The 26,426-nt window shown below is 72.5% G+C and carries 29 protein-coding genes and 3 pseudogenes; 17 read left to right on the plus strand and 15 right to left on the minus strand.

Annotation, left to right across the window (positions count from 1 at the left end; all coding sequences use genetic code 11):
• Positions 1–44: 44 nt before the first annotated feature.
• Both mptB and ABZV31_RS07795 read left to right on the plus strand, forming a co-directional pair.
• Positions 45–1,439, plus strand: coding sequence for a polyprenol phosphomannose-dependent alpha 1,6 mannosyltransferase MptB (mptB, locus tag ABZV31_RS07790; protein WP_355889594.1), 1,395 nt, complete (start codon positions 45–47; stop codon positions 1,437–1,439).
• Entirely contained in the window at positions 1,436–2,815 is a 1,380-nt protein-coding gene (locus ABZV31_RS07795; RefSeq protein ID WP_355889597.1) for a glycosyltransferase 87 family protein, read from the plus strand. Before mptB ends, ABZV31_RS07795 begins: the two co-directional genes overlap by 4 nt.
• Before the next feature lie 59 nt (positions 2,816–2,874).
• On the opposite strand, the pseudogene ABZV31_RS07800 reads toward ABZV31_RS07795, so the two are convergent.
• The 3 genes and pseudogenes from ABZV31_RS07800 to ABZV31_RS07810 form a co-directional block, all read right to left on the minus strand.
• A pseudogene (locus ABZV31_RS07800) lies at positions 2,875–3,918 on the minus strand (serine hydrolase); the annotation flags it as partial.
• Positions 3,919–3,948: 30 nt separating this feature from the next.
• Positions 3,949–5,094 (minus strand): transcription termination factor Rho, encoded by a 1,146-nt coding sequence (gene rho, locus ABZV31_RS07805; protein WP_355889599.1) that lies wholly within the window; start codon positions 5,092–5,094, stop codon positions 3,949–3,951.
• A gap of 299 nt (positions 5,095–5,393) precedes the next feature.
• Complete coding sequence (locus ABZV31_RS07810; RefSeq protein ID WP_355890079.1) at positions 5,394–6,221, minus strand: methyltransferase; 828 nt, start codon at positions 6,219–6,221, stop codon at positions 5,394–5,396.
• A 401-nt stretch (positions 6,222–6,622) separates the two neighbouring features.
• Between ABZV31_RS07810 and ABZV31_RS07815 the strand changes: the two genes are divergently transcribed.
• The 7 genes and pseudogenes from ABZV31_RS07815 (at position 6,623) to ABZV31_RS07845 (ending at position 12,399) form a co-directional block, all read left to right on the plus strand.
• The gene (locus ABZV31_RS07815) at positions 6,623–7,132 is read left to right on the plus strand and encodes a zinc-binding dehydrogenase (RefSeq protein ID WP_355889601.1); all 510 of its coding nucleotides are present in this window, start codon (positions 6,623–6,625) and stop codon (positions 7,130–7,132) included.
• A 250-nt stretch (positions 7,133–7,382) separates the two neighbouring features.
• Positions 7,383–8,627, plus strand: a complete 1,245-nt coding sequence (locus ABZV31_RS07820; protein ID WP_355889604.1) for a cytochrome P450 — start codon at positions 7,383–7,385, stop codon at positions 8,625–8,627.
• A gap of 115 nt (positions 8,628–8,742) precedes the next feature.
• Positions 8,743–8,874 carry a hypothetical protein gene (locus tag ABZV31_RS07825; protein WP_355889606.1) on the plus strand — a complete coding sequence of 44 codons (132 nt, stop codon included), beginning with the start codon at positions 8,743–8,745 and terminating at the stop codon, positions 8,872–8,874.
• A gap of 91 nt (positions 8,875–8,965) precedes the next feature.
• The gene (locus tag ABZV31_RS07830; RefSeq protein WP_355889607.1) at positions 8,966–9,715 is read left to right on the plus strand and encodes a class I SAM-dependent methyltransferase; all 750 of its coding nucleotides are present in this window, start codon (positions 8,966–8,968) and stop codon (positions 9,713–9,715) included.
• Positions 9,716–9,873: 158 nt separating this feature from the next.
• Positions 9,874–11,141: pseudogene (locus ABZV31_RS07835) on the plus strand (IS701 family transposase).
• Positions 11,142–11,532: 391 nt separating this feature from the next.
• Positions 11,533–11,880: a hypothetical protein gene (locus ABZV31_RS07840; protein ID WP_355889610.1), complete on the plus strand. Its 348-nt coding sequence runs from the start codon at positions 11,533–11,535 to the stop codon at positions 11,878–11,880.
• 132 nt (positions 11,881–12,012) lie between these two features.
• Positions 12,013–12,399 (plus strand): hypothetical protein, encoded by a 387-nt coding sequence (locus ABZV31_RS07845; protein WP_355889613.1) that lies wholly within the window; start codon positions 12,013–12,015, stop codon positions 12,397–12,399.
• A gap of 3 nt (positions 12,400–12,402) precedes the next feature.
• Here ABZV31_RS07845 and ABZV31_RS07850 read toward each other — a convergent pair whose 3' ends face one another.
• A complete protein-coding gene (locus tag ABZV31_RS07850) occupies positions 12,403–12,834 on the minus strand; it encodes a DUF2690 domain-containing protein (RefSeq protein ID WP_355889615.1) in 432 nt (143 codons plus the stop codon).
• Positions 12,722–13,303 (minus strand): helix-turn-helix transcriptional regulator, encoded by a 582-nt coding sequence (locus ABZV31_RS07855; RefSeq protein WP_355889617.1) that lies wholly within the window; start codon positions 13,301–13,303, stop codon positions 12,722–12,724. Before ABZV31_RS07855 ends, ABZV31_RS07850 begins: the two co-directional genes overlap by 113 nt.
• Between ABZV31_RS07855 and ABZV31_RS07860 the strand changes: the two genes are divergently transcribed.
• Together ABZV31_RS07860 and ABZV31_RS07865 are read left to right on the plus strand one after the other, a co-directional pair.
• Complete coding sequence (locus ABZV31_RS07860) at positions 13,191–13,430, plus strand: hypothetical protein (RefSeq protein WP_355890123.1); 240 nt, start codon at positions 13,191–13,193, stop codon at positions 13,428–13,430. The two genes, ABZV31_RS07855 and ABZV31_RS07860, sit on opposite strands and share 113 nt — an antisense overlap.
• A complete protein-coding gene (locus ABZV31_RS07865) occupies positions 13,430–13,696 on the plus strand; it encodes a hypothetical protein (protein ID WP_355889620.1) in 267 nt (88 codons plus the stop codon). Before ABZV31_RS07860 ends, ABZV31_RS07865 begins: the two co-directional genes overlap by 1 nt.
• Before the next feature lie 293 nt (positions 13,697–13,989).
• Here the strand turns inward: ABZV31_RS07865 and ABZV31_RS07870 are convergent, their stop codons facing one another.
• Both ABZV31_RS07870 and ABZV31_RS07875 read right to left on the minus strand, forming a co-directional pair.
• On the minus strand, positions 13,990–14,586 hold the full coding sequence (locus ABZV31_RS07870; protein WP_355889623.1) for a hypothetical protein: 597 nt from the start codon (positions 14,584–14,586) through the stop codon (positions 13,990–13,992).
• Complete coding sequence (locus tag ABZV31_RS07875; RefSeq protein ID WP_355889626.1) at positions 14,547–15,011, minus strand: hypothetical protein; 465 nt, start codon at positions 15,009–15,011, stop codon at positions 14,547–14,549. Before ABZV31_RS07875 ends, ABZV31_RS07870 begins: the two co-directional genes overlap by 40 nt.
• Positions 15,012–15,265: 254 nt before the next feature.
• Here ABZV31_RS07875 and ABZV31_RS07880 point away from each other — a divergent pair, with 254 nt between their 5' ends.
• Both ABZV31_RS07880 and ABZV31_RS07885 read left to right on the plus strand, forming a co-directional pair.
• Complete coding sequence (locus ABZV31_RS07880) at positions 15,266–15,712, plus strand: hypothetical protein (protein ID WP_355889629.1); 447 nt, start codon at positions 15,266–15,268, stop codon at positions 15,710–15,712.
• A 137-nt stretch (positions 15,713–15,849) separates the two neighbouring features.
• On the plus strand, positions 15,850–15,960 hold the full coding sequence (locus tag ABZV31_RS07885) for an AraC family transcriptional regulator (protein ID WP_355889630.1): 111 nt from the start codon (positions 15,850–15,852) through the stop codon (positions 15,958–15,960).
• Positions 15,961–15,981: 21 nt separating this feature from the next.
• On the opposite strand, the gene ABZV31_RS07890 is transcribed toward ABZV31_RS07885, so the two are convergent.
• The 7 genes from ABZV31_RS07890 to ABZV31_RS07920 form a co-directional block, all read right to left on the minus strand.
• Positions 15,982–16,737 carry a GntR family transcriptional regulator gene (locus ABZV31_RS07890; RefSeq protein ID WP_355889633.1) on the minus strand — a complete coding sequence of 252 codons (756 nt, stop codon included), beginning with the start codon at positions 16,735–16,737 and terminating at the stop codon, positions 15,982–15,984.
• Positions 16,738–16,865: 128 nt separating this feature from the next.
• Positions 16,866–18,032, minus strand: coding sequence for a serine hydrolase domain-containing protein (locus tag ABZV31_RS07895; protein ID WP_355889636.1), 1,167 nt, complete (start codon positions 18,030–18,032; stop codon positions 16,866–16,868).
• A gap of 104 nt (positions 18,033–18,136) precedes the next feature.
• Positions 18,137–18,541, minus strand: a complete 405-nt coding sequence (locus ABZV31_RS07900) for a nuclear transport factor 2 family protein (protein ID WP_355889639.1) — start codon at positions 18,539–18,541, stop codon at positions 18,137–18,139.
• A gap of 10 nt (positions 18,542–18,551) precedes the next feature.
• Complete coding sequence (locus ABZV31_RS07905) at positions 18,552–19,520, minus strand: acetylxylan esterase (protein WP_355889642.1); 969 nt, start codon at positions 19,518–19,520, stop codon at positions 18,552–18,554.
• 245 nt (positions 19,521–19,765) lie between these two features.
• On the minus strand, positions 19,766–20,350 hold the full coding sequence (locus tag ABZV31_RS07910) for a hypothetical protein (RefSeq protein WP_355889645.1): 585 nt from the start codon (positions 20,348–20,350) through the stop codon (positions 19,766–19,768).
• Positions 20,351–20,930: 580 nt separating this feature from the next.
• The gene (locus ABZV31_RS07915) at positions 20,931–21,686 is read right to left on the minus strand and encodes a ferredoxin reductase (protein WP_355889648.1); all 756 of its coding nucleotides are present in this window, start codon (positions 21,684–21,686) and stop codon (positions 20,931–20,933) included.
• A complete protein-coding gene (locus tag ABZV31_RS07920; protein WP_355889650.1) occupies positions 21,679–22,284 on the minus strand; it encodes a sulfite oxidase-like oxidoreductase in 606 nt (201 codons plus the stop codon). Before ABZV31_RS07920 ends, ABZV31_RS07915 begins: the two co-directional genes overlap by 8 nt.
• 280 nt (positions 22,285–22,564) lie before the next feature.
• On the opposite strand from ABZV31_RS07920, the gene ABZV31_RS07925 reads away from it, so the two are divergent.
• Complete coding sequence (locus tag ABZV31_RS07925) at positions 22,565–23,491, plus strand: NADP-dependent oxidoreductase (RefSeq protein WP_355889652.1); 927 nt, start codon at positions 22,565–22,567, stop codon at positions 23,489–23,491.
• A gap of 157 nt (positions 23,492–23,648) precedes the next feature.
• On the plus strand, positions 23,649–24,383 hold the full coding sequence (locus ABZV31_RS07930; protein ID WP_355889654.1) for a GNAT family N-acetyltransferase: 735 nt from the start codon (positions 23,649–23,651) through the stop codon (positions 24,381–24,383).
• A gap of 21 nt (positions 24,384–24,404) precedes the next feature.
• On the opposite strand, the gene ABZV31_RS07935 is transcribed toward ABZV31_RS07930, so the two are convergent.
• Complete coding sequence (locus ABZV31_RS07935; protein WP_355889657.1) at positions 24,405–24,893, minus strand: MarR family winged helix-turn-helix transcriptional regulator; 489 nt, start codon at positions 24,891–24,893, stop codon at positions 24,405–24,407.
• Positions 24,894–24,970: 77 nt separating this feature from the next.
• Here ABZV31_RS07935 and ABZV31_RS07940 point away from each other — a divergent pair.
• A pseudogene (locus tag ABZV31_RS07940) lies at positions 24,971–25,183 on the plus strand (hypothetical protein); the annotation flags it as partial.
• A gap of 340 nt (positions 25,184–25,523) precedes the next feature.
• Positions 25,524–26,402 carry a putative protein N(5)-glutamine methyltransferase gene (locus tag ABZV31_RS07945; RefSeq protein WP_355889660.1) on the plus strand — a complete coding sequence of 293 codons (879 nt, stop codon included), beginning with the start codon at positions 25,524–25,526 and terminating at the stop codon, positions 26,400–26,402.
• Positions 26,403–26,426: the final 24 nt, after the last annotated feature.

Raw genomic sequence — 26,426 nt, forward strand, 5'->3', positions numbered from 1 at the left:
AAGTTCTGGCCATCCGGCGTTGACAGGCTGACCGAGTGTTGGCCATGGCTTTCCCCGTCGATCTCCGCCGCTGCCAGGTGCTCGGGCTGGCCGGTACCGCCTTCCTCGCGCTGGGCGGTGAGACGGCCGGAGCCCTGCCCGTCCGGGAACTCCTGGCCCCCGCCTCCGCCCAGGCCGCCCTCGGCCTGGTCGGCGTGTACTTCGGCGTCGTCCTGCTGATAGCGGCCTGGGCGCTGCTCGGACGGCTCGTCCGCAGCGCCGAGCCGCCGGCGCCGCGCGCCCTGCTGCTCGTGCTCGCCGTCTGGGCCGCCCCGCTGCTGATCGCGCCGCCCCTGTTCAGCCGGGACGTGTACAGCTACCTGGCGCAGGGCGCGATGGTCGACGCGCACCTCGACGTCTACGCGCACGGCCCGGCCCGGCTCGGCGGTCCGCTCGCCGACGAGGTCGCCCCGCTGTGGCGGCACACCGGGGCCCCGTACGGACCGGTGTTCCTCGCCGTCGCCTCCGCGCTGTCCGGCGTGACGCGCGGCGAGGTCCCCGCCGGGCTCCTCGGCATGCGGCTCGTCGCGCTGCTCGGGGTGGCGCTGATGGCGGCCGCTCTGCCCCGCCTCGCCCGGCACAGCGGCGCCGACCCGTCCGCCGCGCTGTGGCTGGGCGCCCTCAACCCGCTGGTGCTGCTGCACCTGGTCGCCGGCGCCCACAACGACGCCATCATGCTCGGGCTGCTGGGCGTCGGACTGGTCGCGGCGCTCGGCCGGTGGCCGGTCCTGGGCGCCGTCCTGGTCACGCTCGCCGCCCTGGTCAAGGCGCCCGCCGCGCTCGGACTGGCCGCGGTCGTGGTCCTGCAGATGCGCGCGGGCCGCCGCCCGGTGCGGTCCGTTCTGACGACGGCCGCGGCGGCCGCCGTCACCACCGCCGCCGCGACGGCCGTTGCCGGCACCGGCTACGGCTGGATACGGGCCCTGGACACCCCGGTGTCCCCGCAGAACTGGGCCCTCACCAGCCTCCTCGGCCGCGCCACCGGCGCACTGCTGGAGCGGCTCGGCAGCGACCTGGCCCCGCTGGCCGTCCCGGCCTGGCACGTGCTGGGCCTCGCGGTCACCGCGGTCGCCGTCCTCGTCATCTGGGTGCGGCTGCGTCCGCGTCCCGTCTACGCGCTCGGCCTGAGCCTGGCCGCGGTGGCCGCCTTCGGGCCGGCCATCCGCCCCTGGTACGCCCTGTGGGGCCTGTTCCTGATCGCCGCCGCCGCGCCCACCACGTCGGTACGGCATCGGATGGCGGCCGTGACCGGCGTGCTGGCGCTCTGCGTCCTGCCCAGCGGCGGCCCGGCCGACACCGGGCAACTCGTGCTGGCGGTCTCCGGCGGCGCGCTCGGGGTGGTCGTCCTGTGGCAGGCCCACCAGGCGGCCCAGGCCCCGGCCCTGGGACGTACGGCATGAGGACGTACGGCCTCAGCGGGCCCCGCACCCACCGCGGACGCCTGCTCCTCGTCCTGGCCCTGGCCGCCGCCGTGACCGCCTTCACGGCGACCGTGCCGCTGCTGCGCGACTGGTTCGACCTGCGGGTCTACTACGGCACCGTCGACAGCTGGGTCCACCACGGCGGCCGGATCTACGACTACGTGGTGCCCGGGACGACATACGGCTTCACCTACCCGCCGTTCGCAGCCGTCTGCATGCTGCCGATGGCGCTGGTCGGATGGGACACCGCGGTCGCCTTCGCGCTGCTGCTCAACCTGGCGGCCCTGGCGCTGGTGCTCCGCCTCCTCGCCGGACGGGAGTGGCGGCGGTACGGCTGGTACCGCTGGGCGGTGGCCCTTTGTCTCCTGGCACTGTTCGAACCGCTCCGCGACACCTTCAGCTTCGGCCAGGTCAACCTGCTGTTGCTGGCCCTGGTCCTGACCGACAGTCGGCTGCTGGCCACCGGCCGGGACCGCTGGGCGGGCGCCGGCATCGGACTGGCCGCGGCGATCAAGCTCACGCCCGCGCTGTTCATCGGCCTGCTGCTGGTGGCCCGGCGGTGGCGTGCCGCAGGCATCGCGACGGCGGTCGCCGCGGCAGCGACCGCGTTCGCGGCCCGGGTGGCCCCGGACGCCTCACGCTTCTACTGGACGCAGGCGATCCGGGACACCGGCCGGGTCGGGCGCCTCGCCTACGTCTCCAACCAGTCGGTTCAGGGCATCCTGGCCCGGCTCGGCGAAACGGGCCGCCCGGCCTGGGTGTTGGCGGTCGTGGCGGTGCTGGCCGTCTGGGCCTGGCGGGCGCGCCGGGCGGTGTCGGCGGGGGACTGGTCGGCGGCGTTCGCGCTCACCGGGGCGGCCGCCTGCCTGGTCAGCCCGATCACGTGGGTGCACCACCTCGTCTGGCTGCTGCCGTCGCTGGCCGTGCTGCTGCGCGCGGGACGGCTGCGGGTCGCGGCCGCCGTGTACGCGGTGCTGTGCAGCAGTGTGGTGTGGCTGTGGCTCGACGACGCGTCCGGCATCGACGGCTTCCTCGGCAGCAACGCCTACGCCTGGATCACGCTCGGCCTGCTGCTCGGGCTGCCGGTCGGTCAGTCGCGTGTGAGTCTGCTGCCCTTGAACCGCAGCGTGAGCAGCACGGCGCCCGCGCCCAGCCCGGCGGCACCCGCAATCGCCCCGGTCTCCGGCCAGTCCGACCCCCCGGTCGCCGCGGCCGGAACGGCGACCACTGCTCCGTGCGACGCGGGGCGCAGCGCGTCGAGCGAACCGACCGGATCGACGTGCCCAGAGGCGGCGAAACCCCAGTCGAGCAGCTCGCGTGCCTCCTCGTACACGGCGAACCCGCCGCCCTCCTGAGGGTTCATCACGGTGACGACGAGGGTGCGCCCGCCATGGCGGGCCGCGGCGACGAGCGTGTTGCCCGCGTTGCTGGTGTAGCCGTTCTTGACGCCGATCAGACCCGGATACGGCGCCACACCGTCGGCGCCGGTCAGCAGCCGGTTGGTGTTCTCGATCTCGTACGAGCCGCCGTCGCCGGGGAACCCGGCCGCCACGGTGGAGCAGTAGCGCGCGAAGTCGGAGTTGCGCAGCCCGGCCCGCCCGAACACGGCCAGGTCGTACGCCGAGGACACCTGTCCGTCGGCGTCGTAGCCGTCGGGGGAGACGACCGCCGTGTCGAGGGCGCCCAGGGCCCGGGCCTTGGACTGCATCTGCCGGGCCGTGTGGTCCCAGCCGCCGTTGAGCGCGGCGAGCACGTGCACCGCGTCGTTCCCGGAGTTGAGGAAGACCCCGCGCCACAGATCGGCCACCTGATACGTATGCCCCTCGGCGACCCCGACCAGGCTGCTGCCGTCCCCGATGCCCTCCAGCTCCTCCTTGCTGACGGTGTGCCGGACGCCACCGGGGAGGACCGGCAGCACGGTGAGAGCGAACAGGGTCTTCAGCGTGCTCGCGGGCGGCAGTTTCCGGTGCGCGTCGTACGCAGCGAGCACCTCGCCGGTGCCGGCGTCGGCCACCAGCCACGACAGCGCGGAGAGGTCCGGAACCTGGGGCGCCCCGGCGCGTGGCCGGACCTGCGTACCCGAGCTCTGCAGCACGGCCGGCTCCGGCATCGCCGCCCCGGGCCGCCCCGGCGCGCTGGGGTCCGCCCCGGCCCGGCCCGCCGCCGCGACCGGCGAGGCGAGCACCAGCACGCCCGCTGCACAGAGGGCGCAGGCCGACACAGCGGTCCGGCGAGAGAATCCGATTGTCATACCGCAAACGTAGGAACGGACTGGCTGCAGGGTGACACTGCCGACGGCCGAACGGGGCACGCGACCACCCGGATGCCCTAGCGCCGCTCGCTGCGGCCCTCTCCGGCGAAGACCTCCTGACGGAACCGATACGACCGCTCGAGCCCTCCCTCTTCCACGGCACGCAGAGTGCGCAGCCGGGCAGCTCACCAGGTCATCAGGGGTCATCAGGCCCGCTTCGAAACCCTTCGGGACGCTTCAGCCGCTGGGCAGCGTCGGCTGGATGCGGCGCAGGAACGTGGCGTTGTCGGGGGTTTCGCGCAGGCGACCCAGGAGGGTTTCCAGGTTGGCCTGGCCGTCGCGGGTCTGGAGGGCACGGCGCAGGCCACGGGTCGTCGTCAGCTCGGCGGGGGCGAGAAGGAGTTCCTCGCGGCGGGTGCCGGAGGCGTTGATGTCGACGGCCGGGAAGACGCGGCGGGAGGCGAGTTCGCGGCTCAGACGGAGTTCCATGTTGCCGGTGCTCTTGAGCTCCTCGAAGAAGAAGTCGTCGGCGCGGGAGCCGGTCTCCACCAGCGCCGTGGCCAGGATGGTGAGCGAGCCGCCCTCCTCGGCCAGGCGCGCGGCGCCGAAGAGCCGCTTGGGGCCCTGCAGCGCGGCCGCGTCGACGCCGCCGCTGAGGGTGCGGCCACCGGCGGCGGCCGCGTTGTTGTGGGCCCGGCACAGGCGGGTCAGGGAGTCGAGGAGGATGACGACGTCCTCGCCGGCCTCGACGATCCGCTTGGCCCGCTCGACGACCAGTTCGGCGAGCGCGATGTGCTGCTTGGGCTCCCGGTCGAAGGTGGAGGCGTACACCTCGCCGCACACGGAGCGCCGCATGTCGGTGACCTCCTCGGGCCGCTCGTCCAGCAGCACCACCATCAGGTGGCACTCGGGGTGGTTGCCGGCGACGGCGGCGGCGATCTGCTGGAGCAGGACTGTCTTGCCGGTCTTGGGCGGGGCCACGATGAGCCCGCGCTGGCCCTTGCCGACGGGCACGAGCAGATCGGTGACGCGTCCGGAAAGGCCGGATGCGGGGTGTTCCAGGCGGATCCGCTCGCGGGGGTGGAGGGGAGTCAGGTCGCGGAAGTGGCGGCGGCCGTGCAGTTGGCCGGGCGTACGGCCGTTGATCCGCTCAACTTCCGTCAGGGTGCGCTGCGCTCCGCGCACGCCCTCGATCAGGTCTCCCTTGCGCAGGCCGTGACGGCGGATCAACGCCGGGGAGACCTGGGGGTCGGAGGGGGTGGGCAGGCAGTTCTCGGCGCACAGGTGGCCCTTCCCGCCCGCGTCGATGTCGAGGACGCCGGTGACGAGCCGGGGGGCCGGAGGCCGCTGCTGTACAGGGGGGTGTTCGAGTGTGATGGTCATGGATGGTGGTCCTTTCACGGACGGATGGCATGAGACATGCGAGGGGAAGGGGAGAAGCCGCGAACGAGAGGCGTACGGGTGCGCCTCGGCGGCTGGGAACACCACCTCGGGTACGGCAGAACCCCGGATACGGCGAGAACGCTGCTCAGGAGGCGGTGGCAGGAAGCCGATGCACCGGCCGGAAGGCGGGCGGGTCGGCGAACTGGATCAGGAACTCGCACCGGCGCCCGCAACGGGGCGTACACACGTGCTGATCGCACTGTACCACCCCGGGCACGGGTGCGGGGGTGGCATACGGCTCAGCGGATCGCCAACAGACCGTACAGGAGCGGGATCCGGGGCTCCGGCAGCCGCCACCAGCCGGACGGCGTGCGGACCATCTGCGGCCAGCGCGGCCACGGCAGCTCGTCGCTCTCCCTGAGCCGCCGGATGGTCAGTCCTGCCTCCGTCAACGCGTTGACGACCTCGTCTATTCCGTGCATCCACTCGTAGCTGTCGGTAGCGCCCTCGACGGCCGGGCCGTCGGTGTACGTGTACCTCGCGTCGCGGTGGACGGGTCCGTCGCCGCCCAGGTAGTCGTGGCGCAGCAGCAGCTCGGGACCCTCGCCCGGGGCGGGCTTGGGGCCGAGCGCGTTCAGCAGCGGATGGAACTCGACGACGTACAGCCGGCCGCCAGGACGCAGCAGGCGGGCCACGACATCCGCCCAGCGTCCGAGGTCGGGCAGATAGCACAGGGCACCCTTGCCGGTGTAGACGATGTCGAAGCGCCGCTGCCCGAGGGCCTCGACGGCGTCGTACACATTGGCCCGGACGTACGTCACATCGGCCCTCGCCCGCGCTGCGATGTCACGGGCGGCCGTCACGGATGCCGGGGAGAAGTCGAGCCCCACGGCGCGCGCTCCGCGCTGTGCGAAGGCGAGCGTCTCGGTGCCCAGATGGCACTGGAGGTGCAGCACGTCGCGTCCGGCGACCTTCCCGAGGTCGTCCCACTCGAAGGAGGCGAACCAGCGGGCGGGATCCAGGTCCTGGCCGAGCCCGTAGAACCGGCTGGCCATGTGCACCGGCGTGCGCGCGTCCCAGTTCTCCTGGTTGGCCCGCATCAGCCGCTCGTGCTCGTCCGTGGTCATGGGGGCATCCAACCGCGGGTGGGTGGCGAGCGGGGGGAAGAACCCCGGATCGGCCGGGGTTTGCGGCCCGGGCCAGGTTCTGGTGGAGGTCCGGCACACCTCGCTCAACGCGGCCGAGCTGTACTTCGCACAGCGGGGCAGGCCCGGAGAGGTCGGCTTCGACTCGGCGGGCGTCGTCGTCCGCGCGGCGGCCGACGGCAGTGGGCCCGCGGTGGGCAGCCGGGTCGTGGGATTCGGCGAGGGCGGCGGCTTCGGCGCGCTGCGCTCCATGGACGTGACCGACGTGGCCGAGGTCCCCGACGAGGTCGACCTCGGCGAGGCCCGCCACGTCACCGGTCGCGGCGGGCACCGCGCTTCGGGCGCTGGAACAGGCGGGCCCGCTGCTGGGCCGCCGGGTCCTGGTGACCGGGGCGTCCGGCGGCGCCGGTGGCTTGGCGGTGCAGCTCGCGGCGATCGCCGGGGCGTACGTCGGCGGCGTGGCCCCGTCCGAAGAGGGCGCGCGGTGGGTCGCCGGGCCGGGCGCGGACGAGGTGGTGGCCTCGGTCGACCGGGTGGCGGAACCGGTCGACGTCGTGGTCGACACCGTCGGCGGTGACCAACTGGTCTCCGCCTACGCCCTGTTGGCCTCCGGCGGCAGCCTGCAGAGCGTCGGCTGGGCCGCCGGGCGGGAGGCCGTGCTGCCCGTCGGGTCCACGCTGGGAAACATCGCGCCGACGTCGATCATGTCGGTCTACAACGGCGGCGGACTCACCGACCGGCAGGCGCAGTTGACCCGGATGCTCACGCTGGTCGCCGCCGGCAGGCTCAAGGTTCCGGTCGGCTGGCGCGGCCCGTGGGACAAGGTCGCGGACGCGGTGGAAGCGCTGGGCAGCCGTACGCTCCGGGGCAAGGCGGTCCTCGACGCCGGCTGATGCCCTGCCGCCGCCGGCGCAGCCGGTAGAGGACCTTGGGCCTTGAGACGTCAGGCCGGCTGCTCCAGCAGGGCCACCGTCGCTGCGATCCGGTCGGAACTCGGCGTCGGCCTCGCCCATTTCCCCGGCGGTCACAACGGCAACCTCACCCACCCCAAGGGCTTCGCCGAGGTACTGCGCACCGTGCTCCGAGGAGGCAGAATCGATCTCCGTACGGCGTCAACCCGGCCCCGAAGCACAGGAGTCACCTGTGGACACCTCGCGCCCCGTGCCGCACCGCATGGACCCCTCCGGTGGCTGCCCGCATGCCGCCAACGCACGGCTGCTTGCCCGGGGCGCCGCCGCGCCGGTCGTGCTGCCGGGGGAGATCGAGGGGGCGGTCGTGCTCGGGCACGAGGCGCTGAAGGAGTTCCTCACGCACCCCGACGTCGCCAAGGACGCGCGGCACTTCACCGCCCTGCGCGACGGGCGGATCGCCGAGGGGTGGCCGTTGACGACCTTCGCGACCGTGCGGGGGATGACCACCGCGGACGGGGAGGACCATCGGCGCTTGCGGTCGCTGGTGAGCCGGGCGTTCACCGCACGGTGCGTCGAAGAACTGCGCCCGCGGATCGAGGAGTTGACCGCGGGCCTGCTGGACGACCTCGCTCGCGCCGCCGCGTCCGGCGGCCGAGTCGCCGACCTGCGACGGCACTTCGCGCTACCCCTGCCGATGGGCGTCATCAGTGAACTCCTCGGCGTCGACGCCGAGTACCGCGACCGGCTGCACCACCTGTCCAGCCAGGTCGTCGCCACCGGCATCGGGCCGGCGCAGGCCGTCGCCGCCAACCGCGAACTCGTCGCCGTCCTGGGCGCGATCGCCTTCGCCAAGTCCGAACGGCCCGGCGACGACCTCACCAGCGCGCTGATCGCCGCCCGGGACGAGGAGGGCGACCGGCTCGGCCACGAGGAACTGATCGGCACCCTGGTGCTGATGATCATCGCCGGGCACGAGACCACGCTGAACCTGATCACCAACGCCGTACGCGCCCTGTGCGGCCACCGCGACCAGCTCGACCTCGTGCGGAAGAAGGCGGCGTGCTGGGGTGACGTCGTCGAGGAGACGCTGCGCTGGGACGCGCCCGTCAGCTACTTCCCGTTCCGTTATCCCGTGCGGGACCTGACCGTCGACGGGACCGTCATCCCGCGGGGCACACCCGTCCTCGCCGGCTACTCCGCCGCCGGGCGCGACCCTGCCGCACACGGGCCGGACGCCGACCGGTTCGACGTGACCCGTTCCGCGCGGCCCGGAGCCGTACGGCATCTGTCGCTCGGACACGGCGCTCACTACTGCCTGGGCGCCCCGCTGGCCCGGCTGGAGGCCACCGTCGCGCTGGAGCGGCTGTTCACCCGCTTCCCAGGCCTCGAACTCGCCGTGCCCGAGCACGAACTCGCCCGCAACGCCGGCTTCGTGGGCAACAGCGTGCGGACCCTTCCCGTGCGCCTCGCGCCCTGAGCCGCATACCTGCCATACGAACCCCGATGGCCCTGCGCCGACCTCTTTCCTGTTCCGGGCGCGGCGCGCGTTCATATGGGTCGGTGCCATTTGTCAAGTCCCGAAATTCAGCGGCATGACGGGGGCGGTGCGCCAGGGCGTAATCAAGGTCATCGTCATCAATAACAACAACAATAACGGCGGTGCCAATAACAACAACAATAACAACAGCGGGGGCAACAACAACAACAATAACAACAACAACTGATTTCGCAGTCCGGCTGGGTGGTGAAAAGCCAGCCAGCCGGACTGTCATGTCTACGCGAGGTCTCCCTGTGCGAACCCTTAAGCTGACCCGGATGTTCACCCCCGAAGGCCCCAGTCTCCGCGAGCTCGCCGTCCAGGCGCTGTCGTCCGTCGAGCGCGGCTACGACCTGCTGGCGCCGAAGTTCGATCACACTCCCTTCCGGACGCCGGACCCGGTGCTGGATGCCGTGGCGTCGGTGCTGGAGGGGGCCGGGCCGTTCGACGACGGGCTCGACCTGTGCTGCGGGACGGGGGTCGGGACGGATGTGCTGGCACGGGTGTGCCGGGAGAGCGTCACCGGGGTCGACTTCAGCGCCGGCATGCTCGCCGTGGCGCGGGGGCGGGCCCGGGCTGCCGGTCCGCTGAGCGCCTCGGTCGCCGGTCCACGGGTCTTTTGGGTCCGCGGGGACGCCCGTTCCCTGCCGTTCACCGCAGCCTTCGATCTGGTGGTGAGCTTCGGTGCGCTCGGGCATTTCCTGCCGGCCGAGCTGTCGGGCCTCTTCGGGCAGGTCCACTCCGTGCTGCGGCCCGGCGGACTGTTCGCCTTCCCGGTCCTGGCTCCTCCCCGCCCCCGCTCCGCGGCGTTCTGGATGCTGCTCGGTTTCGACGCGGCGATGCGGGTGCGCAACGCCGTGTGGCGGCCGCCGTTCGTCATGTACTACCGCGCCTTCCGCTTCGGCGACGTGCGGCGGGAACTGGAGCGTGCCGGCTTCCGGGTGGAGCTGTACGCGCTGCCCGAGTTCGGCCGGCGCGCCGACGGCAGCCCCCGGGCCCGGTTGATCGCGGCATGGAGGCCGGCCTAGTACTCCCGTCTGACTTCGCGATCTGGTGCCGGACCCGAGTGGGAACGGGAACGGCCACTGCATGATCATCGGGGGTTGTGTCGACTCCTGAAGATCGTGCGGTGGCCGCGGGCCATAGTGTAGACCCTGCCCGCTGGCGGGCGATGTTCGACCAGGCCATGGCCCGGATCGCGGGTCAGTTCCGGCGGGTAGAACCCCGGGCGACTGCCCGCGCGTATCTACTCGGACTGCTCTCCGGCGCCGAACGGAAGAACTGCTGGCGGCTGGCCGAACAGGCCGGTCACGCCCGCCCTGGCCCGATGCAGCGCCTGCTGCGAAGCGCCCGCTGGGACGCCGATGCGGTCCGCGACGAGATCCGTGCCTACGTCGTCGACCACCTCGGCACCGAGGGTGGGGTGCTGATCGTGGACGAGACGGGCTTTGTGAAGAAGGGCCGCGGTTCTGTGGGCGTGCAGCGGCAGTACACCGGAACCGCGGGACGGATCGAGAACAGCCAGGTCGGTGTGTTCCTCGCCTACGCCACCCCGCGGGGGCGGGCGCTGATCGACCGTCGGCTCTACCTGCCCGAGCACTCCTGGTGCTCCGATACCGAGCGCCGTCGCACGGTGGGAGTCCCCGACGAGGTCCAGTTCGCGACCAAGCCCCGCCTGGCCTGGCAGATGATCGCCGCCGCGCTGGACACCGGACTCGCCGCCTCGTGGGTGACCGGTGACGAAGCCTACGGCCAGGACCCGCATCTTCGCGCCGCCCTGGAGGCCCGCGGGATCGGCTACGTCCTGGCCGTCGCCTGTTCCACCCGGGTGCGGATCAACCACGGCCGCACCCCCATGCGCGCGGACATCCTCGCCGACCGCCTGCCCCGGGACGCCTGGCACCGGCAAAGCGCCGGAGCAGGCGCCAAGGGCCCGCGCTACTACGACTGGGCCTGGGTCCAGACCGGCACCGGCGACCACCGTCACCTGCTGATACGCCGCAACCCCGCCACCGGAGAGCTCGCCTTCTACCTGTGCTGGTCGCCCACCGAGGTGGCTTTGTCTGAACTGGTCCGTGTCGCCGGCACCCGCTGGTGCATCGAAGAGTGTTTCCAGGCCGCCAAGGGCCAGGCCGGCCTCGACCACTACCAGGTCAGGCATTGGACCTCCTGGCACCGGCACATCACGCTCATCATGCTGGCCCTTGCGTTCTTGGCCGCCGTCGCCGCCAGCACAGCACCGGCCAGGCCCGCCGATCCACACCGCCCCGCCCGAAGCACTGCCCCGATCAACCTGACCGTCCCCGAAATCCGCCATCTGCCCGCGGCGTTGCTCAGCCCACTGCCCACGTCCTCAGCCAGACTGCTGAGCTGGTCAAACTGGCGCAGAAGCCACCAGGCAACGGCCGGCGAAGCCATTACCGACAACGCCTCGCCAGCGCATCCACCGGATAGATCACGAAGTCAGACTGGAGTACTACACGCCGATCTGAAGGAGTCTGTGCTCCTGACGGCCCGCATACGACCGTGGTGAGGGCCGCTCACAGGTGGGGCGGCCCTCACCACGTACCATGCACGGCCTTGCCGCAGACGACCGGAGACCTGTTCCGCCGTCGGCCGGCGCGGGTCGACGGCGTGGTGTCGAGAAGCGCGTCACACCGTCAGCAGAAGGCGTCACACAGTCAATCGAATGCACCCCTGGCTGAGTTGCGGGCGGTCCCCGGCGACATCGGTCTCAGCCCATCTGGTCCCGGGCCGAGAGATGTTCCACCGTGACCCTGGTCCCGGTCAGAATGCGCAGCGGGCGGTCGCCTGCATGACTTCGACGCCAACGCCCAGGTGAACGATGGAACGCTGGTCCAAAAGCCGGGTCGTCCTGCTGGGCGACGTGGGCTACTGTGCGGCACCGACCTCGGGCCGGGGCACCTCACAGGCCGTGATCGGCGCCTGCATTCTGGCCGGAGAACTGGCCACGGCCGGCGGCGAGCACACGGCGGCCTTCGCGGCGTACGAGCAGCAGATGCGCGGCTACGTCAGCCTGCACCAGCAGGCTGGCCGGGAAGGGGCCGAGCGGTTTTTCATGGGCCAGCCGACCCAGGAGATGCTCGACCTGATCGCCGCGAACGCACCGGAAGTGGCCCGGGCACAGATCGTCAAGCTCAAGGACTACCCGTCCGCCGCCCGCTGCGGGTAGCCGGACAGCGGGCGGTCAGGCGGGTGTGAAGCCGCCGGCGCGACAACCCGTCGCCCGGCCCTCCGGGTTGCGGCTTTGCACACCAGGCACCACCGTGGAAGCAGGGGCGGGGCGCCAAGTCACGATCTCCAAGTGTCCGGCAGGAACCGCGGCGTGACACGGGAACCAGTTCGCCAGCGGGAACACAGTCGGCGCGCAAGTCGTAACGAGGTCATCATGAAGGTGAAACACGCCTGCGGGCCCGAGGCAGACACCGAGTTCTTCCGCGAGATCGATGCTGTGTTCGCCAGATACCCGGCGGAGGCGCAGAAATATGCCGTGCGCTGCCTGCGCCTCCAGACCGAAGTCCTGCGGGTGGACCTCGACAGGCAAGTCGCGGTGTCCCGTGTCGAGGACGGACGCATCATCACGGAATTCGTCGACCGGGACGCCCCGCAGGTTCGGGAGCACCATTCGGCGTGCTGCGCCTGGAGCGGCGAAGCTCCCCACAAGAAGTGCGTCGAGATCTGCAAGGAGTAGCGCTCAGTCCGCTCGCGTCAGCGCCGCCGGTGCCAGAAAAGGTTCTGGTAACACGCTCGCAGGAGGGCGGGCCGAGGTGCAGCGATCATAGGCGTGGTGACGAACTGTTCCTGCCCGCCGAGAGCGCGGCACGACGGCGGTCTGCGGGTGTCCGGCGGGACCGGTGAGGCGGATACGGAACCCCGAGTGGCGGGGCCAGGTGCGTACCCAGGCGGCCCGGCAGCTCGGACTGTGACGGATCTCGAGCCGGGTACCGTCCGCCGCCGTGTACGTGGCAAGGGTCTCCGGATCCTCGCAGGCGGTGGATTTGGGGTCCCGGCCTTCACAGGTCCCGAGCCGGCACACGGGCGGGCGGGACGCGGATGCCGGAGCCGAGGCCCGGGACACGTGGATCACGGCGACGGAAATGATCACCGCCGCGCACAGCAGCACCACCGTGGCCGCCGCGCTGCGGGGGCGGACGGTGATCCAGTCGGAGGCCGCCGTCAGGAGCCGGTGCAGGAAGCCGGAGGAGCGGGCGGACGACCGGCCGTGGACGGCGTCGGCTTGCGTGCCGGTCTCCGCGTCGACTTCCCCGGGGCCTTCCGTGGCGTTCTCGGTACGGGATGCGGTGGTACCGTCCCCGCCGGAGGCCCGAGGGGAGGGCCGGGCAGACCGATGTGGTGCCGTGTGGCCTCGTCCGCTCCAGATCGCGTCGGCGAGTTCCCACCGTGCGAGTACCCCGCCCTCGTTCCGCCCGTGCCGCCCCGCACAGGGCCCGGAGGGCCTGCCGGGGCGGGAACTGCTTGCCGTTGAGATACCGCTCCCACGACGAACGGCTGAAGGGCGTCTTCGCCTCCAGGGACTTCAGACTCAGTCCGTTGCGGTCCTTCAACTGCCGCATCGCTACTGGGAGGTCGACCATCGCCGTCGGCCTCAGGAAGCCCTTCGGCCGGGACCTGGCCAACGTCGCGCAGGACAACCTGCGCCGGACCATCCTCCCGGAGCGCGACGTCCCCGGAGGCGGCTGTCGGCGGTCGATCAGGGCTTGATGGCCCTGGGGATCACCGCGGTGTCCGCAGAGGCCTTCAGCCACACCGATCTGCCTGCTCCTCTGCCGTGGACGTTCGTGCCGGGCTGTGGCGAGTGGACGCCCGGGCAGTGTGCCCAGGCGCTGGAGCAGTTCGAGGCCACCAAGAAGAAGGGGCATGCCCCGCTGCTCGAGCCCGAGGTCGTGGAGGCCGTCATACAGTGCATCCGCTGGACGGAGCTTGCGGTAAGCCGGCCCGGTTTCGGCATCATCGGCTTCCGTTCCTGAGCCCGCCTCAGTCGGCCTTCGGGCAGGAGCGGCGATCCGGTTCTGCGTCGTCGATACGGGGGTGTCCTTGGTGGCGTCGGCGTGGGCTCCGTCGTCGAGGGCGACGATCCGGCCTGCCCGGTCCGTACCGACTCGGGGGTCGATCGGTTCTCCCTCACCTTCCCGCGCCTCCCGGCAGGTCTCCCACGCGGTCGTCGCCCTTTGGTTCTCCGACGCCGGGGAGATTCTCGGCCGTCGGCGGAGAGGTCCTCGCCCTTCTCTGCACTGGCAAGAGACCGGAAGCCGGCGGGCGGTTATCCCGACGGCTTCGCGGTGGCGGGTGGTTGGACACCCAGAATGGTTGCGGTGCCGGCCACCGATCGGTCTTCATGCATGGTGATCCGCTGGCCGGGCTCAAGATGCTGCCATGGGGAGGGATCGAGGGGCGCGAGCCGGATCGAGGATCGCCCGCCGGGCTCCAGGAAGGGTCGGCCCTCGACCCACAGTCGAGCGATATGGAGTACGGGTTCACCGGTGGCCGATAGGTGTCCGATGTTCCACATCGGCCGCAGAACACCGGCGCCGGCGGCAGGCGTTTTGCGCCGGGCCTCCGCGGCCGGGCGGAGAGTCAGGTCCGCCCGGATCACGCCGTGGCGGATCTCGAAACAACGCCAATGACACCAGGCCGCGCTTCGTTCCAGTCGTAGCTGCTCAGCGGCGTCGGCGAGCGTCTCCCAGAACATCACAGGCAGTGGATGGCTGTCACCAAGCTCCTCCAGCAGGCCCAGTGCGACCTCCCACTCGTCGTGAACGAGGTACTCCCAGACATCGCGCACCGTGATGTCGTTCTCAGTGGCGGTCGCTTCAGGGATCAGCAGAGAAGCCGCTTCAAGCAGCTCGGCGACATCCATGCGCTGATTGTCGACGACAGTTCATTGCCGGTGGCGTGGGGGTGCCCTATGGGGGCCATCGAGCAGGTCGCCAAACGCCGGCGGCGTTCACGGGTGCGTCCTGACGGCGCGAACCGCCCGCGCGTGTTTGTGTCACCCGAAGCGGCGGGCCGGATCCGCGCGCCTTGCATCCCGAGGCGTACGCCATCACGGACCCGGACCATCTTCTGGAGCTGTCCGAGCTGCTGGCCGTGGAGGAGCCGACGGTCGACGCGTTCGTGTGCATGTGCCTCGGTGACCTGCGCATCACTCCGTACGATGCCGGCGGCCAGCCGATGGCGCCCCTGGTCCTGCACCGGCCGGACGGCCTGTACACCCCCGCGCTGGAAGGCACCGTCCCGCTCCGCCGCCCCGAGGCGCTTGCCCTGCTGCTCGACCCGGCGCATCCGCAGGGGATCCCCGGCCGTCAGCCGGCGGCCTGGGCGGCAGCCGCCCCGCCGCCCCTGCGGGCACACGTCGAACCCGTCGACGCGGGCCCGCTGCACTTCTCCGGTACCGCGACCGCCGCCGGCCGACGCAGCGCCACCTGTGTGTTCACCGGCCACCAGGACGGCCGGCCGCCCTGCTGGGCTCGGCGCTCTTCGGACCGGGCCGCCCCGGGGCCTCGGACGGTTCGTACACCGGGCAGCCTGCCCCGCCCGTGCCCGGGCCGGGCGCCCTCCGGCCCGTCGACCTGCCCGTCGAGCTGGCCCCCTGCGCCCAACAGCTGGAGATGCGCCCCGCGACCGACGACCTTCCGCTCGCCGGAGGCGACCAGGCCGAACTCGTCGCCTGGGTGCGGTTCGCGGACGAGCGCGCGCTCGACGCGGCGGCGGTCGTGACCCTCACTGACGTCCTGCCGCCCGCGCTCTACGCCCGCTGGCACACCCCGCGGCCGGTGCCGACCGCGGAACTCACCGTCCACTTCACCGACGCCCTCGACCACGGCGCATTTGAGGGCTGGGCCCTGGTCCGCATCCGCACGCAGCAGGCCGGCGCCGGCTGGGCCGTCGACGACAGCGCCGTCTGGGCCGTCGACGGCCGCCTGCTGGCGCTGGCGCGACAGGCCCGAGTCATCCGGGCCACGTCCCCGCTCGACTCCGGATGAACTCCACGCCCGCCTCGCCCCGGCCGCGTCGGTCGACCGCACCCGGGCCCTTCGTGTCGGCTGCCGGTACCCGGGCCCTTCCTGTCGGCTGCCGGTACCCGGGCCCTTCCTGTCGGCCGCCCGCACCCGCACCCTTTGTGTCGGCCGCCCGGGCCTGGGGTCTCACCGGCCCCGGCCGCTTCACCCGCCGCTTCAAGGCGGCCTACGGGGTGACGCCTCCGCAGTGGCGGCAGGTGCTGCCCGGCTGACCGGGCCCGGGCGGATCCGGTTCAGACGGCTGCCGGCAGGGTGAACTCGTAGACCAGCGCGCTCTGTCGGGCGTCCACGACCAGGTCGGTGAACTCCAGTGGGCGTGCGTACTGGTCGTGGACGCGCCGGGTCACCCGCATCGAGGGGCCGTCCGCGAGGCGGGTGATGGAGTCCCGGTGGTGCAGGGTCAGGCCGGCCCTGCGCATCCAGTCGTAGGCCCGCCGCAGCTGCGCCGCCCCCGCGCCGTCGGCGCGGTCGCGGTAGCGGGCCAGCTCCTCGACCTCGGAGAGAGCCACGGCGGAGAAGGACGTCACCGCGGTCCGCAGCCCGGTGCCGTCGGCCGCTGCGGACCGGTAGCGGTGCACCAGAGTCGGTCGGTGCGGGGCGAGCCCGAGGGCCTCGGCGTGCTCCGGCGGGGGCGTCTCCCAGGTCACCGTGGCCCGGTCGAAGGCGCCCGGGTCGGCGGTGCGGGCGCCGACCGGGAAGGTCAGGGAGGAGGGCGCCTCGACCGGCAGCCCGGGCAGGGTGGCGTGACTGCCCCGCCGGTCGGTGCTGACCAGTCCGTCGCGGCGCAGCACCTCCAGCGCCTGCCGTACGGTCTCCCGGCTGACCCCGAAGTGCGCGGCCAACTGCCGCTCGCCCGGCAGCCGTTCACCGGGCGGGATGGTGCCGTCGCGCAGCTCGCCGAGCAGCTCCGTGGCGATCCTCCAGTAAAGCGGCCGTTCCTCGGTTGTCCCTTCGGCCAGCGGGTGGGCGTGCGGGGCGGTGCGGGCCATGCCGCGCCTCCTGTTGGTGACGTGCCGTAGCCGTGTGGGCTCATTGCGCCACCAGATCTAGCATTGGTCTAAACCACCAGGGAAGACCGGCCCGGCAGTTCGGCCGAAACCGACCCGCGCGCCCCTGGTCACAGAGCGCTGTACAGGGCGTCGATCAGGGTCATCTTCCGTGGGTCGTCGGCGATATGAGGCCCCATCCGGTTCATCACGTACCCCAGGGACACCCCCGTCTCGGGGTCGGCGAGACCGCAGGAACCGCCGAAGCCGTCGTGTCCGAAAGCCCGCGGGTTGGGGCCGTACGAGCGGTTCGGACCGCTGAGCCACAGGCCCAGCCCGACCTCGGTCTCGCGCTCGAACCCCGCGCCCAGCACCAGGTCACGGCAGCTGCCCTGTCCCTCGCGCACCCGCTCGGCCGCCTCGGGCGACAGAATTCGCCGGCCGTCGTAGGTCCCGCGCCCGGCGAAGACGCCGTACAACGCGGCGACGGCCCGCGCGGTGCCGTGACCGTTGGCCGCGGGGATCTCGGCGGCCCGCCACTCGGGCGTGTTCGCCTCGGCCGCGCCCACCAGCGGATTGGCCAGCGCGGCGAGGGCCGCGGGGGGCAACTGGCCGAAGGCGGAGGCCTGTTCGCTGGTCGCCGCGGCCGGCGGGTGAACCAGCTCCGCCGCCCGCCCGGACTCCTTCTCCGGCAGCCCGACGGTGAAGTCGATGCCGAGCGGGCCGGTCACCTCCCGCTCCAGGAAGGCGCCCGGCAGCAGTCCCGAGACGCGCCGCACGACCTCCCCGACCAGGAAGCCGTACGTCAGCGCGTGGTACCCGGATTGCGTGCCCGGCTCCCACCAGGGCTCCGTCGCCGCGAGCCGCGCGGTGGTCAGCTCCCAGTCGTAGAGGTCGGCGAGCGCGTGCGGCTCACGCAGGCCGGACAGACCCGCGCGGTGCGACAGCAGATGCCGGACGAGGACCTTCTCCTTGCCCGCCGCGGCGAACTCCGGCCAGTACGCGGTCACCGGCGCGTCGAAGTCGAGCAGCCCCCGGTCGGCGAGGATGTGCGCGCACAGTGCGGTCGGGCCCTTCGTCGTCGACCACACGTTGACCAGCGTGTCCCGCTCCCATGGCCGGGTGCGCGCGGCGTCGGCCCACCCGCCCCACAGGTCCACCACCGTCTCGCCCTCCACGGTGACGGCCACCGCGGCGCCCAGTTCGCCCCGGGCGCGGAAGTTCTCCTCGAAGGCCGCGCGTACCGCCGCGAAGCGCGCGTCGCAGTGGCCGTGAACCTGTGCCTCGTGCTCGGACATGGACCCTCCGTCGTCCGCCGGAACCCCGGACCACCACGCTGCGGCCCGAGCCCCCTGAACGTACCGACTGGTCGGACTGGAGGGAAGGCGTCGCCCGGACAGGGTCACACGAAGAACAGCGCACCCTCCGGCTCCCGGTGACCCGGGACCGTGTGCCAGTAGTCGCGGGTCTCGACCGCCCGCCCCGTGCCGTCGAAGCGGACGAACACGCAGCCGGCGAGGGTAAACGGCTCACCACCCTCCTCCGAGAGGACCCTGAACTCGGCCACGGCCACACCGTCCTGGCCGACGACCGGAGCGGAGAACCGCACGTCCGTCACCCGCTCGTCCCCGAACGACCAGCGCAGATACGCGGCGAGCGCGTCCCGCCCGTGGTGCGGCTCGCGGAACGGCATCGAGCGGTGCACGCACTCCTCGGCGTACAGCTCCACCAGCGCGTCCACGTCGTGCTCCGCCCAGGCCCGCTCCCAGACCCGGACGAACCGCTCCGCGGCCTCACGCACCTCCATTCCAGGCCTCTCAGAGGTACGACCGCAGCCAGCGCAGCTTCGCCGCCTCCTGGAAGGGGCCGCCACCCTCGTGGTCGTTGAAGTCGTACACCTCGATCGTCTTGTCGTCGTGCGCCCAGGCGTTGAAGGCGGCGAAGACCGTGGAGGGCGGGCAGGTCTGGTCCTCCAGAGCTGCCGAGAACAGGGCCGGAGCCCGGCCGCGGGCAGCGAAGTGGACGCCGTCGAAGTAGGACAACGTGCGCAGGGCGTCCTCGGTGCGGCCGCGATGCGTCTTGAGGTACAGACCGATCTCACGGTATGGGTGACGGTCCGTCAGCGTCGCGGCGCGCGGATAGTCGCACAGGAACGGCACGTCCGGCGCGATCGCGGCCAGATCCGGGACCAGGCCGCCCACCGCGATCGTGATGCCGCCGCCCTGGCTTTCGCCGATCGCCGCGGTCCGGGCCGGATCGGTCAGCGGGTGCGAGCGGGCCGCCTCGATCGCGCGCACCGCGTCCGTGAACACCCGGCGGTAGTAGTAGTTGTCGGGGGCGTCGATGCCCCGGGTCATGAAGCCGGGGTACGCGGGCGCTCCGCCCACCGGGTCGGGGGTGCCGCCCCCGCCGCCCCAGGCGCTGCCCTGGCCGCGCGTGTCCATCACGAAGTGCGCCCGGCCCGTCGACGCCCACAGCAGGTGCTCGTGCGGCAGCCCGCGTCCGCCGCCGTAGCCGACGAACTCCACTACCAGCGGCAGTGGCACGTCGGCCTGGGCGGGCAGCGTCAGCCAGCCCTTGACCGGATGGCCGCCGAACCCGGCGAAGGTCACATCGTACACCTTCACCGTGGTCAGGCCGGTGTCGACCAGGTCGAAGCGGGCGTCCAGGTCGTGCTCGCGGGCCTCCTGGAGGGTCTTGGACCAGAAGGTGTCGAAGTCCTCGGGCTCGGCGGACGCGCTGCGGTACGCACGGAGTTCGTCGAGGGGAAGGTCGAACAGGGCCATCAACAACCGCCTTTGTGAAGAGACACTGCGGATGATCACACCGTACGGGTGTGGTCGGAGGACTCGCCAGGTCCCGGCCGCGCAACTGAACCCACGATGGCGACCTCTCGCCTGCCGCCGACGGGCTGGTCAAGGCCGTCGCACCGCTCGTCGCGGACGGCGAGCGGCACGTCCCGAGCGGCGCGAAGGCGTCACGGTGGTCGGGTCACCGGGCGTCGGCCGCGCGGACCGCGCCCGCCCATGTCTCACGCCCGGCGCCGGGTCCACTCCGGTCCCGTACGCGCCCATTCCCGCTCCCACTCGGCCAGCCGGTGGCGGAGGGCGATGCGGCGTACCACGGAGTGGCCGAGGAGGACGACGGCGACGGCGCCGCCCGTGGCGCAGGCGCCCATCGTGACGGTGTGCTGCCAGACCACGGTGTCGTCCGGGGGAGGCGCGACGCTGCGGTCCCGGGAGTCGAACCACACGTCGACCATGTCACCGTGCCGCGTCCCCGCCGGGACGCGTGCCACCGCGGTCCGCGGGCCCTGGCCCGGCTCGGTCCAGCGCACCGTCGCCCGGTAGGCGTGCTGCCGGCCGCCCTGCACCGAGGGCAGCGCGTCCGGCGTCCTCCCCACGACCTCGGCGCTGACGCGATGCCGGTCGGCCCGCTGAGCCGCCTGGACCGCCCGCGCCTCGTCGTGGGCCCACCAGGCCGCGACCGCCCCGGCCAGCGGCGCGCCCAGGAGCAGCAGGACCGTGATGACCAGCGCGGTCCACACCTCGACGACGTCCGACCGGCGACGCAGCGGATTGCGCCGCCGGCGCCGGCCGCGCACCCGGGTTCGCATGCCGCCTCCTTGCCGTCACCGGAGCCGGAGGTCCGGACGGGACCGTTCCAGGGGTCGGTCCGCCCCTCCCTCCGCACCGCGTGCGAGCGTCCACACCGGTCTCGTACCCCTTCCAGCAGACTTCGCTCACCCCGCCGGCGCACGGAAAGCAGCGCCGGCCGACTGACCCGCACACCCCGTGGAATCCGTGCGGCACGCGCCCCGCGGCAGCGGAGCGCCCTGCCGCCCCACCGCTGAGGAAGCCCATGACGACGGACTCGGTGGCCGCGCTCGGCGCGCACGGGCACGCGGTCACCCATCTGTCCGTCCGTCAGATCTGCCTCCCGGCCGACCCGCTGCTGCGTGAGCCCCGGCGCGCCTGACCACGTGCTCGCCAACTCCGGGCTGGAGGGCGCCTGCAGCGAGACCTGTCCAGGGCCACCCAGGACGCCGCGGGGAGTGGTACGGCTCTTCGGGCGGTTCTCGTTCTCCGGCGGAGTCCCCGACCAAGGGGCCCCGAAACACCCGGTTCCGGTACTCGACCGCATCGCCCGCATCCAGCGGGAGACCCGCACCGGCCGGGCACCCGGCCGGCCTGCCGTCAGCCGAAGCGCTCGATCCGGATGCGGTCCACGGGCTGGCCCGCGGCGACGAGCAGCCGCGAGGCGTGCTCGGCGAAGGCGTTGGAGCCGCACACGTATGCCTCCCAGCCGCCCGGCGGCTGCTCGGCCAGGAGCGGCGCCACGTGTGCGGCCGCCAGCCGCCCCACCGGCACGCCCTCCGGGGCGCTGCGCGTGAACACGGGTGTGGTCTCCGCGCCGAACTCCCGCGCGTAGATGAGCTCTCGAGGACTGCGCGCGGACACCAGCAGCCGCAGCGGCACGGTGAGCCGCCGCGCCCGGTGGTGCCGCACCATCGACATCAGCGGTACGACTCCGGAGCCCGCCCCGATCAGCAGTGCGGGTCGGTCGCCGGGCCAGGCGAAGAAGCCGCTCAGCGGGCCGCGCACCTCGACCTGGTCGCCGGGCCGGGCCACGGTGTGGAACCAGCCGGAGACCTCGCCGCCCTCGGCGTGGTCCAGTGTCAGCTCGATGTGGCCCGAGTCGTCGGGAGCGGACGCGATCGAATAGTGGCGCTGGGCCACATAGCCGTCCGGCGCGGTCAGCCGCAGCATCAGGTGCTGGCCGGGCAGATGCCCCACCCAGGCCGGTACCGCGAACCGGAAGGTGGCGGCGCGCGGGGTCTCCCGCCGGATCTGGGTGAGGGTGGCCGTCTGCCACACCGAGGCGGCCCGCTCGCTCACGGCGATGCGGCCGGGCACCGCGAAACGCGTGGCGGGTGCGAAGGTCTCAGTCACCGGAGTACCGCTGCTCCTCCCAGGGGTTGCCACGGGCGTGGTAGCCGTTCTGCTCCCAGAAGCCCGGCTCGTCGTGGTCGAGGATGGTCAGGCCCGCGATCCACTTGGCGCTCTTCCAGAAGTACAGGTGCGGCACCAGCAGCCGGGCCGGACCGCCGTGCTCGGCGGCCAGCGGTTCGCCGTCGTACTCGAACGCGATCCAGGCGCGCCCGCCCCTCAGGTCCGCGAGCGGAAGGTTCGTGGTGTACCCGGTGTGGGAGCGGGCGAACGCGTGCGTGGCGGAGGCATCGGGCCGCGCCGCGTCCAGGAACACGTCGAGCGACACGCCCCCGAACCGCACCCCGAACTTCGACCAGCCCGTCACGCAGTGGATGTCGCCCTCGTACGCCGACGCCGGCAGCTCGCGCGCCTGCTCCCAGCTCCAGGTGCGGGGCTCGGCCACCAGGCCGTCGATGCGGAAGGTCCAGTCCGCGGGGGCGATGTCGGGCGTGACCTCCGCGGACAGCACGGGCCAGTCGTCGCCCGCGTCGTACTGCCCGGGCGGCAGGCCCGGGTTGTCGACGCGCGGACGCCCGGTGAAGCCTCGGGTGACGTTCATACGGGTGGTGCCTCCAGGCCGCCGTGTGCGACGACCCGCCGGTCGAGCGTGATGATTGCTTACGCATTCAACCGTACGCGTTCGTCAGGGACGTCCCTGCCCCCTTGGGCCCCGCCTTCATGGGGGAGCCCCTGCCCCCTTGGCCCCGCCTTCATGAAGGCCGTATGAACTCTCCTCCGCCCCGGGAATAGCCGCCCGGTGATCCCCCTTGCACGTGGCGTGCCGACCCCGGCGGCCCCTGCGGCCGGTGACCCGGTGACAGCGAAGGAGAGTGGGAGCAATGCCCAAGGCGTACGTCTTCACGCGGTACGGCGGTCCGGAGACCGAGGCCCTCGTCGACGTGGACCGGCCCCGGCCCGGCCCCGGCCAGATCCTGGTCGCGGTACGCGCGGCGGGTGTGAACCCCGTCGACTGGAAGCAGCGCACGGGTTTCCGCCGGCCCGGCGAGAGCGGTGAGCGGGAGTTTCCCGTCGTCTTCGGCAACGAGGTCTCCGGGGTCGTCGAGGAGGTCGGCGAGGGCGTGACCGGCTTCGCCGCCGGGGACGAGGTCTTCGGCAACACGGCGGCGGGCGGCTACGCGCAGTACGCGCTGCTGCCGGCCGAGGTGGCCGCGCACAAGCCCGCCGCGGTCTCCTTCACGGCCGCCGCCACCCTGCCCGTCGCCGCGGCCACGGCCTACGACGGCCTCCGCCAGCTCGACCTGCCCACGGGGGCGACCGTGCTGGTCACGGGCGCGGGCGGCGGGGTCGGCGCGGCGGCCGTGCAGATCGCCCGCGCCTTTGGGCTGAAGGCCGTGGGCGTCGCGAGCGAGGGCAAGAAGGACTTCATCGAGTCACTCGGCGCCGTGCACGTCCCCTCCGGACCGGGCTGGACCGAGCGGGCGCGCGCGGCCGCCCCGGACGGCATCGACGCCGTCTACGACCTGGTCGGCGGCGAGGTGCTCACCGAGGCGGCCGGCCTGCTGACCGACCGCACCGAGCTGATCAGCGCCGGGGCGCCGCCGCAGACCGTCGAGGCGCTGGGCGGGGCGCGCGTCGCCCGCGCCCGCACCGCCGCCGTCCTGGACGCGGTGGCGGAACTGGTCGTCAGCGGCGACCTGGACCCGCACGTCACGCAGACCTTCCCGCTCGACCGGGCCGGGGAGGCACTGCGCACCGTCGAGGACGGCCACGCCCGCGGCAAGGTCGTGATCGAGGTCGCCGCATGAGTTCCCTGAGTCAACCCCTATGCCGCTTCGGCCTTCGTGGCGGGCTTCTTGGCCTTGCGGCCGGCTTGGTGGATGGCCATCGCTTGGCGCACGCCGCAGGCCGTGCACCCGCCGGGACCGAGAGGTCACAACCCTCTGCAGAAGGGATGGTCCTCCAATGAGCACCCCCGGGACGACGCGGGACGACGTGCTCGACAACCCCGCCCTGGCTTCTCTGACCGGACCGCACGCCCGCTTCGCCGAGCGACGCGGGCGAGTGCTGCGCTATCCGGTCGATGTGTCCCCGTGGCTGGCGCTGCCCGACGAGCCCGACGCCGACGACTGGGCGGACCTCGCGGCCCTGGCCGGTCCCGGCGCCGAGGTCCCGCTGCCCGGCTACCGGGGGCGGGTTCCGGACGACTGGGAGATCACGTTTCAGATCGAGGGCGTGCAGTTCGTGGACGACGGTCTGGCCGCCGCACCGGACCCGGAGGCGGTCCGCCTCGGTCCCGCCGACGTGCCCGAGATGCTCGACCTCGTCGCCCGCACCCAGCCGGGCCCGTTCCTGTCCCGCACCATCGAACTGGGCACCTACCTGGGAATCCGCCGGGACGGTGCTCTGGTCGCCATGGCGGGGGAGCGGCTGCACCCGCCGGGCTGGACCGAGATCAGCGCGGTGTGCACCGACCCCGCCGTCCGTGGCCAGGGCCTGGCCACCCGCCTGATCCTCGCCGTCGCCCACGGCATCCGGCAGCGCGGCGAGACGCCGTTGCTCCACACGGGCGCCCAGAACACGAACGCCATCCGGCTGTACGAGTCCCTGGGCTTCCGGCTGCGGCGCCGCACCGCGTTCCTCGCGGCTCGCGCGCCCGAACGCCTGGTCGATGGACGGGCGGCCGTGCCGGTGGCGTAGCAGCCCCGGGCGCCGCCCTCGTCAGGCGTCCTCCGACTGCCGCCGGGGCCACGCGTTGTAGCGCGTGAGGTACTCCGCGAACCGCTTCAGGTCCTCCACCGGCCAGTCCGCCAGCCGCTCCCGGAAGGCTGCCCGGCGGCTCTCGGTCACCTGGGCGAGGATGCGCCGGCCGGCGTCCGTCAGGTGGAGGACCTGGACGCGGTGGTCGTCCGGGTCGAGGCGCCGCTCGATGAGGGCGGCGCGCTCGAGGGCGGCCACCTGGCGGCTGACGGTGGACTTGTCCAGGGCGTAGTGGGCGGCCAGGTCGGTGGCGCGGCAGCCCCCGCTCTCCTCCAGGTGCCCGAGCAGCGTGTACGACACCAGCGACAGCTCGGGGTGCATGCGTCCCGCCGAGGCCCGAGCCCGGCGGGCGAAGATCGTCATCTCACGTTGGATGGTCTCGACGGCCGTCTCGACGGCGGTCTCGTCAGGGGTGACGACCGTCTCATCGGACCCCTCGGCTGCTGTCACGGCATTCCTCCCTGCGCGTCTGGTTGTATAGTACAACCGAAGAAGGAGTTGTATAAGCCAACCAATGGCTGTGAGCGATGAGGTCACCGGCGCTGCGCCATGTACTCACCCACCTGGTCACCCCGCTGCTGATGTGCTGGGGCATGGGGCTCGCGTACATGGGAGCGTTCGTGACTCCGGAGCCGAACCATCTGCCCGTCGCCGTCGTCGGCGCGGGCCCGCAGGCCAAGGTGCTCGACCAGACCGTCAAGGACGAGGCGGGGGCCAGGCTCGACGTCCGTACGGTCGCCACCGGTCACCGCGGTCGCGGCGGGGTACGAGCGGGCGAAGGCACCAGCGGCTGCCGTGCCCCCGGTGCGCGAAACCGAGGAAGAGGAGGCCAAGGAGGAGGCCAAGGAGGAGGGGGCCGAGGAAGGGGAGACCGAGGAGGAGGTCGAAGAGACCGTCGACGTCTGAACGTTGGGGTAAAGTGGCCGTCCGGCCGCGGAGGGTCCCGGTCGAAGGAAGCCGAGGAGGTGAGATCCATTACCGCTGTGTCAGGTCGGGTGCTCTCACCTCAGGACAGCGCGGATCACCGGCCGTAGGTGACTGCGGGAGCACCCTTCGGCTCCCGAAAGGCTCCCCGCTTCCATGCCTCCACTCTCTCCGGCTTCTCTCTCGCCCTCTCCTGCTGCTTCTTCTTCTCCTTTTCCTTGCCCCTCTCCGTTTCCTTTTCCTTGCCCCTCTCCGTCTTCTTCGCCGGCCTTGCGCGCCTCGGTCGTCGCCGCGCTGCGCGCTGCCGGCTGTGTGTTCGCCGAGGACGAGGCGGAGTTGATCCTCACCGCCGCCCGGACACCGGACGAGCTCACCATCCTGGTGGACCGGCGCGTCGCCGGACTGCCGCTCGAACAGGTCCTGGGGTGGGCCGAGTTCCACGGTCTGCGCATTGCTGTGGACCCGGGCGTCTTCGTGCCCCGGCGCCGTACCGAGTTCCTGGTAGACCAGGCCCTGGACCGGGCTCCGGGCGCGTCCGTCGTGGTGGACCTGTGCTGCGGTTCGGGCGCGGTCGGCGCCGCGCTGGCCGCCGCGCTCGGCCCGGTGGAACTGCACGCCGCCGACATCGACCCGACCGCGGTGCGCTGCGCCCGCCGCAACATCGACCCCGTCAGGGGCAGGGTCCACGCGGGCGACCTGTTCGAGGCGCTCCCCGGTGCCCTGCGCGGCCGTGTCGACATCCTCGCGGCCAACGTCCCCTACGTCCCGACGGAGGAGGTCGGCCTCCTGCCGGCGGAGGCCCGCGACCACGAACCGCTGGTCGCCCTCGACGGCGGTGCCGACGGCCTCGACGTCCTGCGCCGCGTCACCGCCGGGGCCCCGGACTGGCTCGCCCCCGGCGGCTGCCTCCTGGTCGAGACGAGCGAACACCAGTCCTCGGCCGCGGTGGAGGCCTTCAGGCGGGCCGGGCTGACTACCCGCCTCGCCGTCTCGGGGGAGCTCCACGCGAATGTGGTGATCGGCACGAAGCCGTAGGCCTTCCGGCAACCGATCCGTGTC

Origin of the sequence: Streptomyces sp. NPDC005202 (assembly GCF_040608235.1) — a bacterium.
In the GTDB taxonomy this organism is placed as follows: Bacteria; Actinomycetota; Actinomycetes; order Streptomycetales; family Streptomycetaceae; genus Streptomyces.

What these genes read in the sequence shown, in the direction of transcription:
- mptB (WP_355889594.1), top strand. Translation starts at nt 45, where the DNA reads ATGGCTTTCCCCGTCGATCTCCGCCGCTGCCAGGTGCTCGGGCTGGCC.
- ABZV31_RS07795 (WP_355889597.1), top strand. Translation starts at nt 1,436, where the DNA reads ATGAGGACGTACGGCCTCAGCGGGCCCCGCACCCACCGCGGACGCCTG.
- rho (WP_355889599.1), bottom strand. Translation starts at nt 5,094, where the DNA reads ATGACCATCACACTCGAACACCCCCCTGTACAGCAGCGGCCTCCGGCC.
- ABZV31_RS07810 (WP_355890079.1), bottom strand. Translation starts at nt 6,221, where the DNA reads ATGACCACGGACGAGCACGAGCGGCTGATGCGGGCCAACCAGGAGAAC.
- ABZV31_RS07825 (WP_355889606.1), top strand. Translation starts at nt 8,743, where the DNA reads ATGACGGGGGCGGTGCGCCAGGGCGTAATCAAGGTCATCGTCATCAAT.
- ABZV31_RS07830 (WP_355889607.1), top strand. Translation starts at nt 8,966, where the DNA reads ATGTTCACCCCCGAAGGCCCCAGTCTCCGCGAGCTCGCCGTCCAGGCG.
- ABZV31_RS07840 (WP_355889610.1), top strand. Translation starts at nt 11,533, where the DNA reads ATGGAACGCTGGTCCAAAAGCCGGGTCGTCCTGCTGGGCGACGTGGGC.
- ABZV31_RS07855 (WP_355889617.1), bottom strand. Translation starts at nt 13,303, where the DNA reads ATGGTCGACCTCCCAGTAGCGATGCGGCAGTTGAAGGACCGCAACGGA.
- ABZV31_RS07865 (WP_355889620.1), top strand. Translation starts at nt 13,430, where the DNA reads ATGGCCCTGGGGATCACCGCGGTGTCCGCAGAGGCCTTCAGCCACACC.
- ABZV31_RS07870 (WP_355889623.1), bottom strand. Translation starts at nt 14,586, where the DNA reads ATGGATGTCGCCGAGCTGCTTGAAGCGGCTTCTCTGCTGATCCCTGAA.
- ABZV31_RS07875 (WP_355889626.1), bottom strand. Translation starts at nt 15,011, where the DNA reads ATGCGCCGGGTCGAGCAGCAGGGCAAGCGCCTCGGGGCGGCGGAGCGG.
- ABZV31_RS07890 (WP_355889633.1), bottom strand. Translation starts at nt 16,737, where the DNA reads ATGGCCCGCACCGCCCCGCACGCCCACCCGCTGGCCGAAGGGACAACC.
- ABZV31_RS07895 (WP_355889636.1), bottom strand. Translation starts at nt 18,032, where the DNA reads ATGTCCGAGCACGAGGCACAGGTTCACGGCCACTGCGACGCGCGCTTC.
- ABZV31_RS07900 (WP_355889639.1), bottom strand. Translation starts at nt 18,541, where the DNA reads ATGGAGGTGCGTGAGGCCGCGGAGCGGTTCGTCCGGGTCTGGGAGCGG.
- ABZV31_RS07905 (WP_355889642.1), bottom strand. Translation starts at nt 19,520, where the DNA reads ATGGCCCTGTTCGACCTTCCCCTCGACGAACTCCGTGCGTACCGCAGC.
- ABZV31_RS07910 (WP_355889645.1), bottom strand. Translation starts at nt 20,350, where the DNA reads ATGCGAACCCGGGTGCGCGGCCGGCGCCGGCGGCGCAATCCGCTGCGT.
- ABZV31_RS07920 (WP_355889650.1), bottom strand. Translation starts at nt 22,284, where the DNA reads ATGAACGTCACCCGAGGCTTCACCGGGCGTCCGCGCGTCGACAACCCG.
- ABZV31_RS07925 (WP_355889652.1), top strand. Translation starts at nt 22,565, where the DNA reads ATGCCCAAGGCGTACGTCTTCACGCGGTACGGCGGTCCGGAGACCGAG.
- ABZV31_RS07930 (WP_355889654.1), top strand. Translation starts at nt 23,649, where the DNA reads ATGAGCACCCCCGGGACGACGCGGGACGACGTGCTCGACAACCCCGCC.
- ABZV31_RS07945 (WP_355889660.1), top strand. Translation starts at nt 25,524, where the DNA reads ATGCCTCCACTCTCTCCGGCTTCTCTCTCGCCCTCTCCTGCTGCTTCT.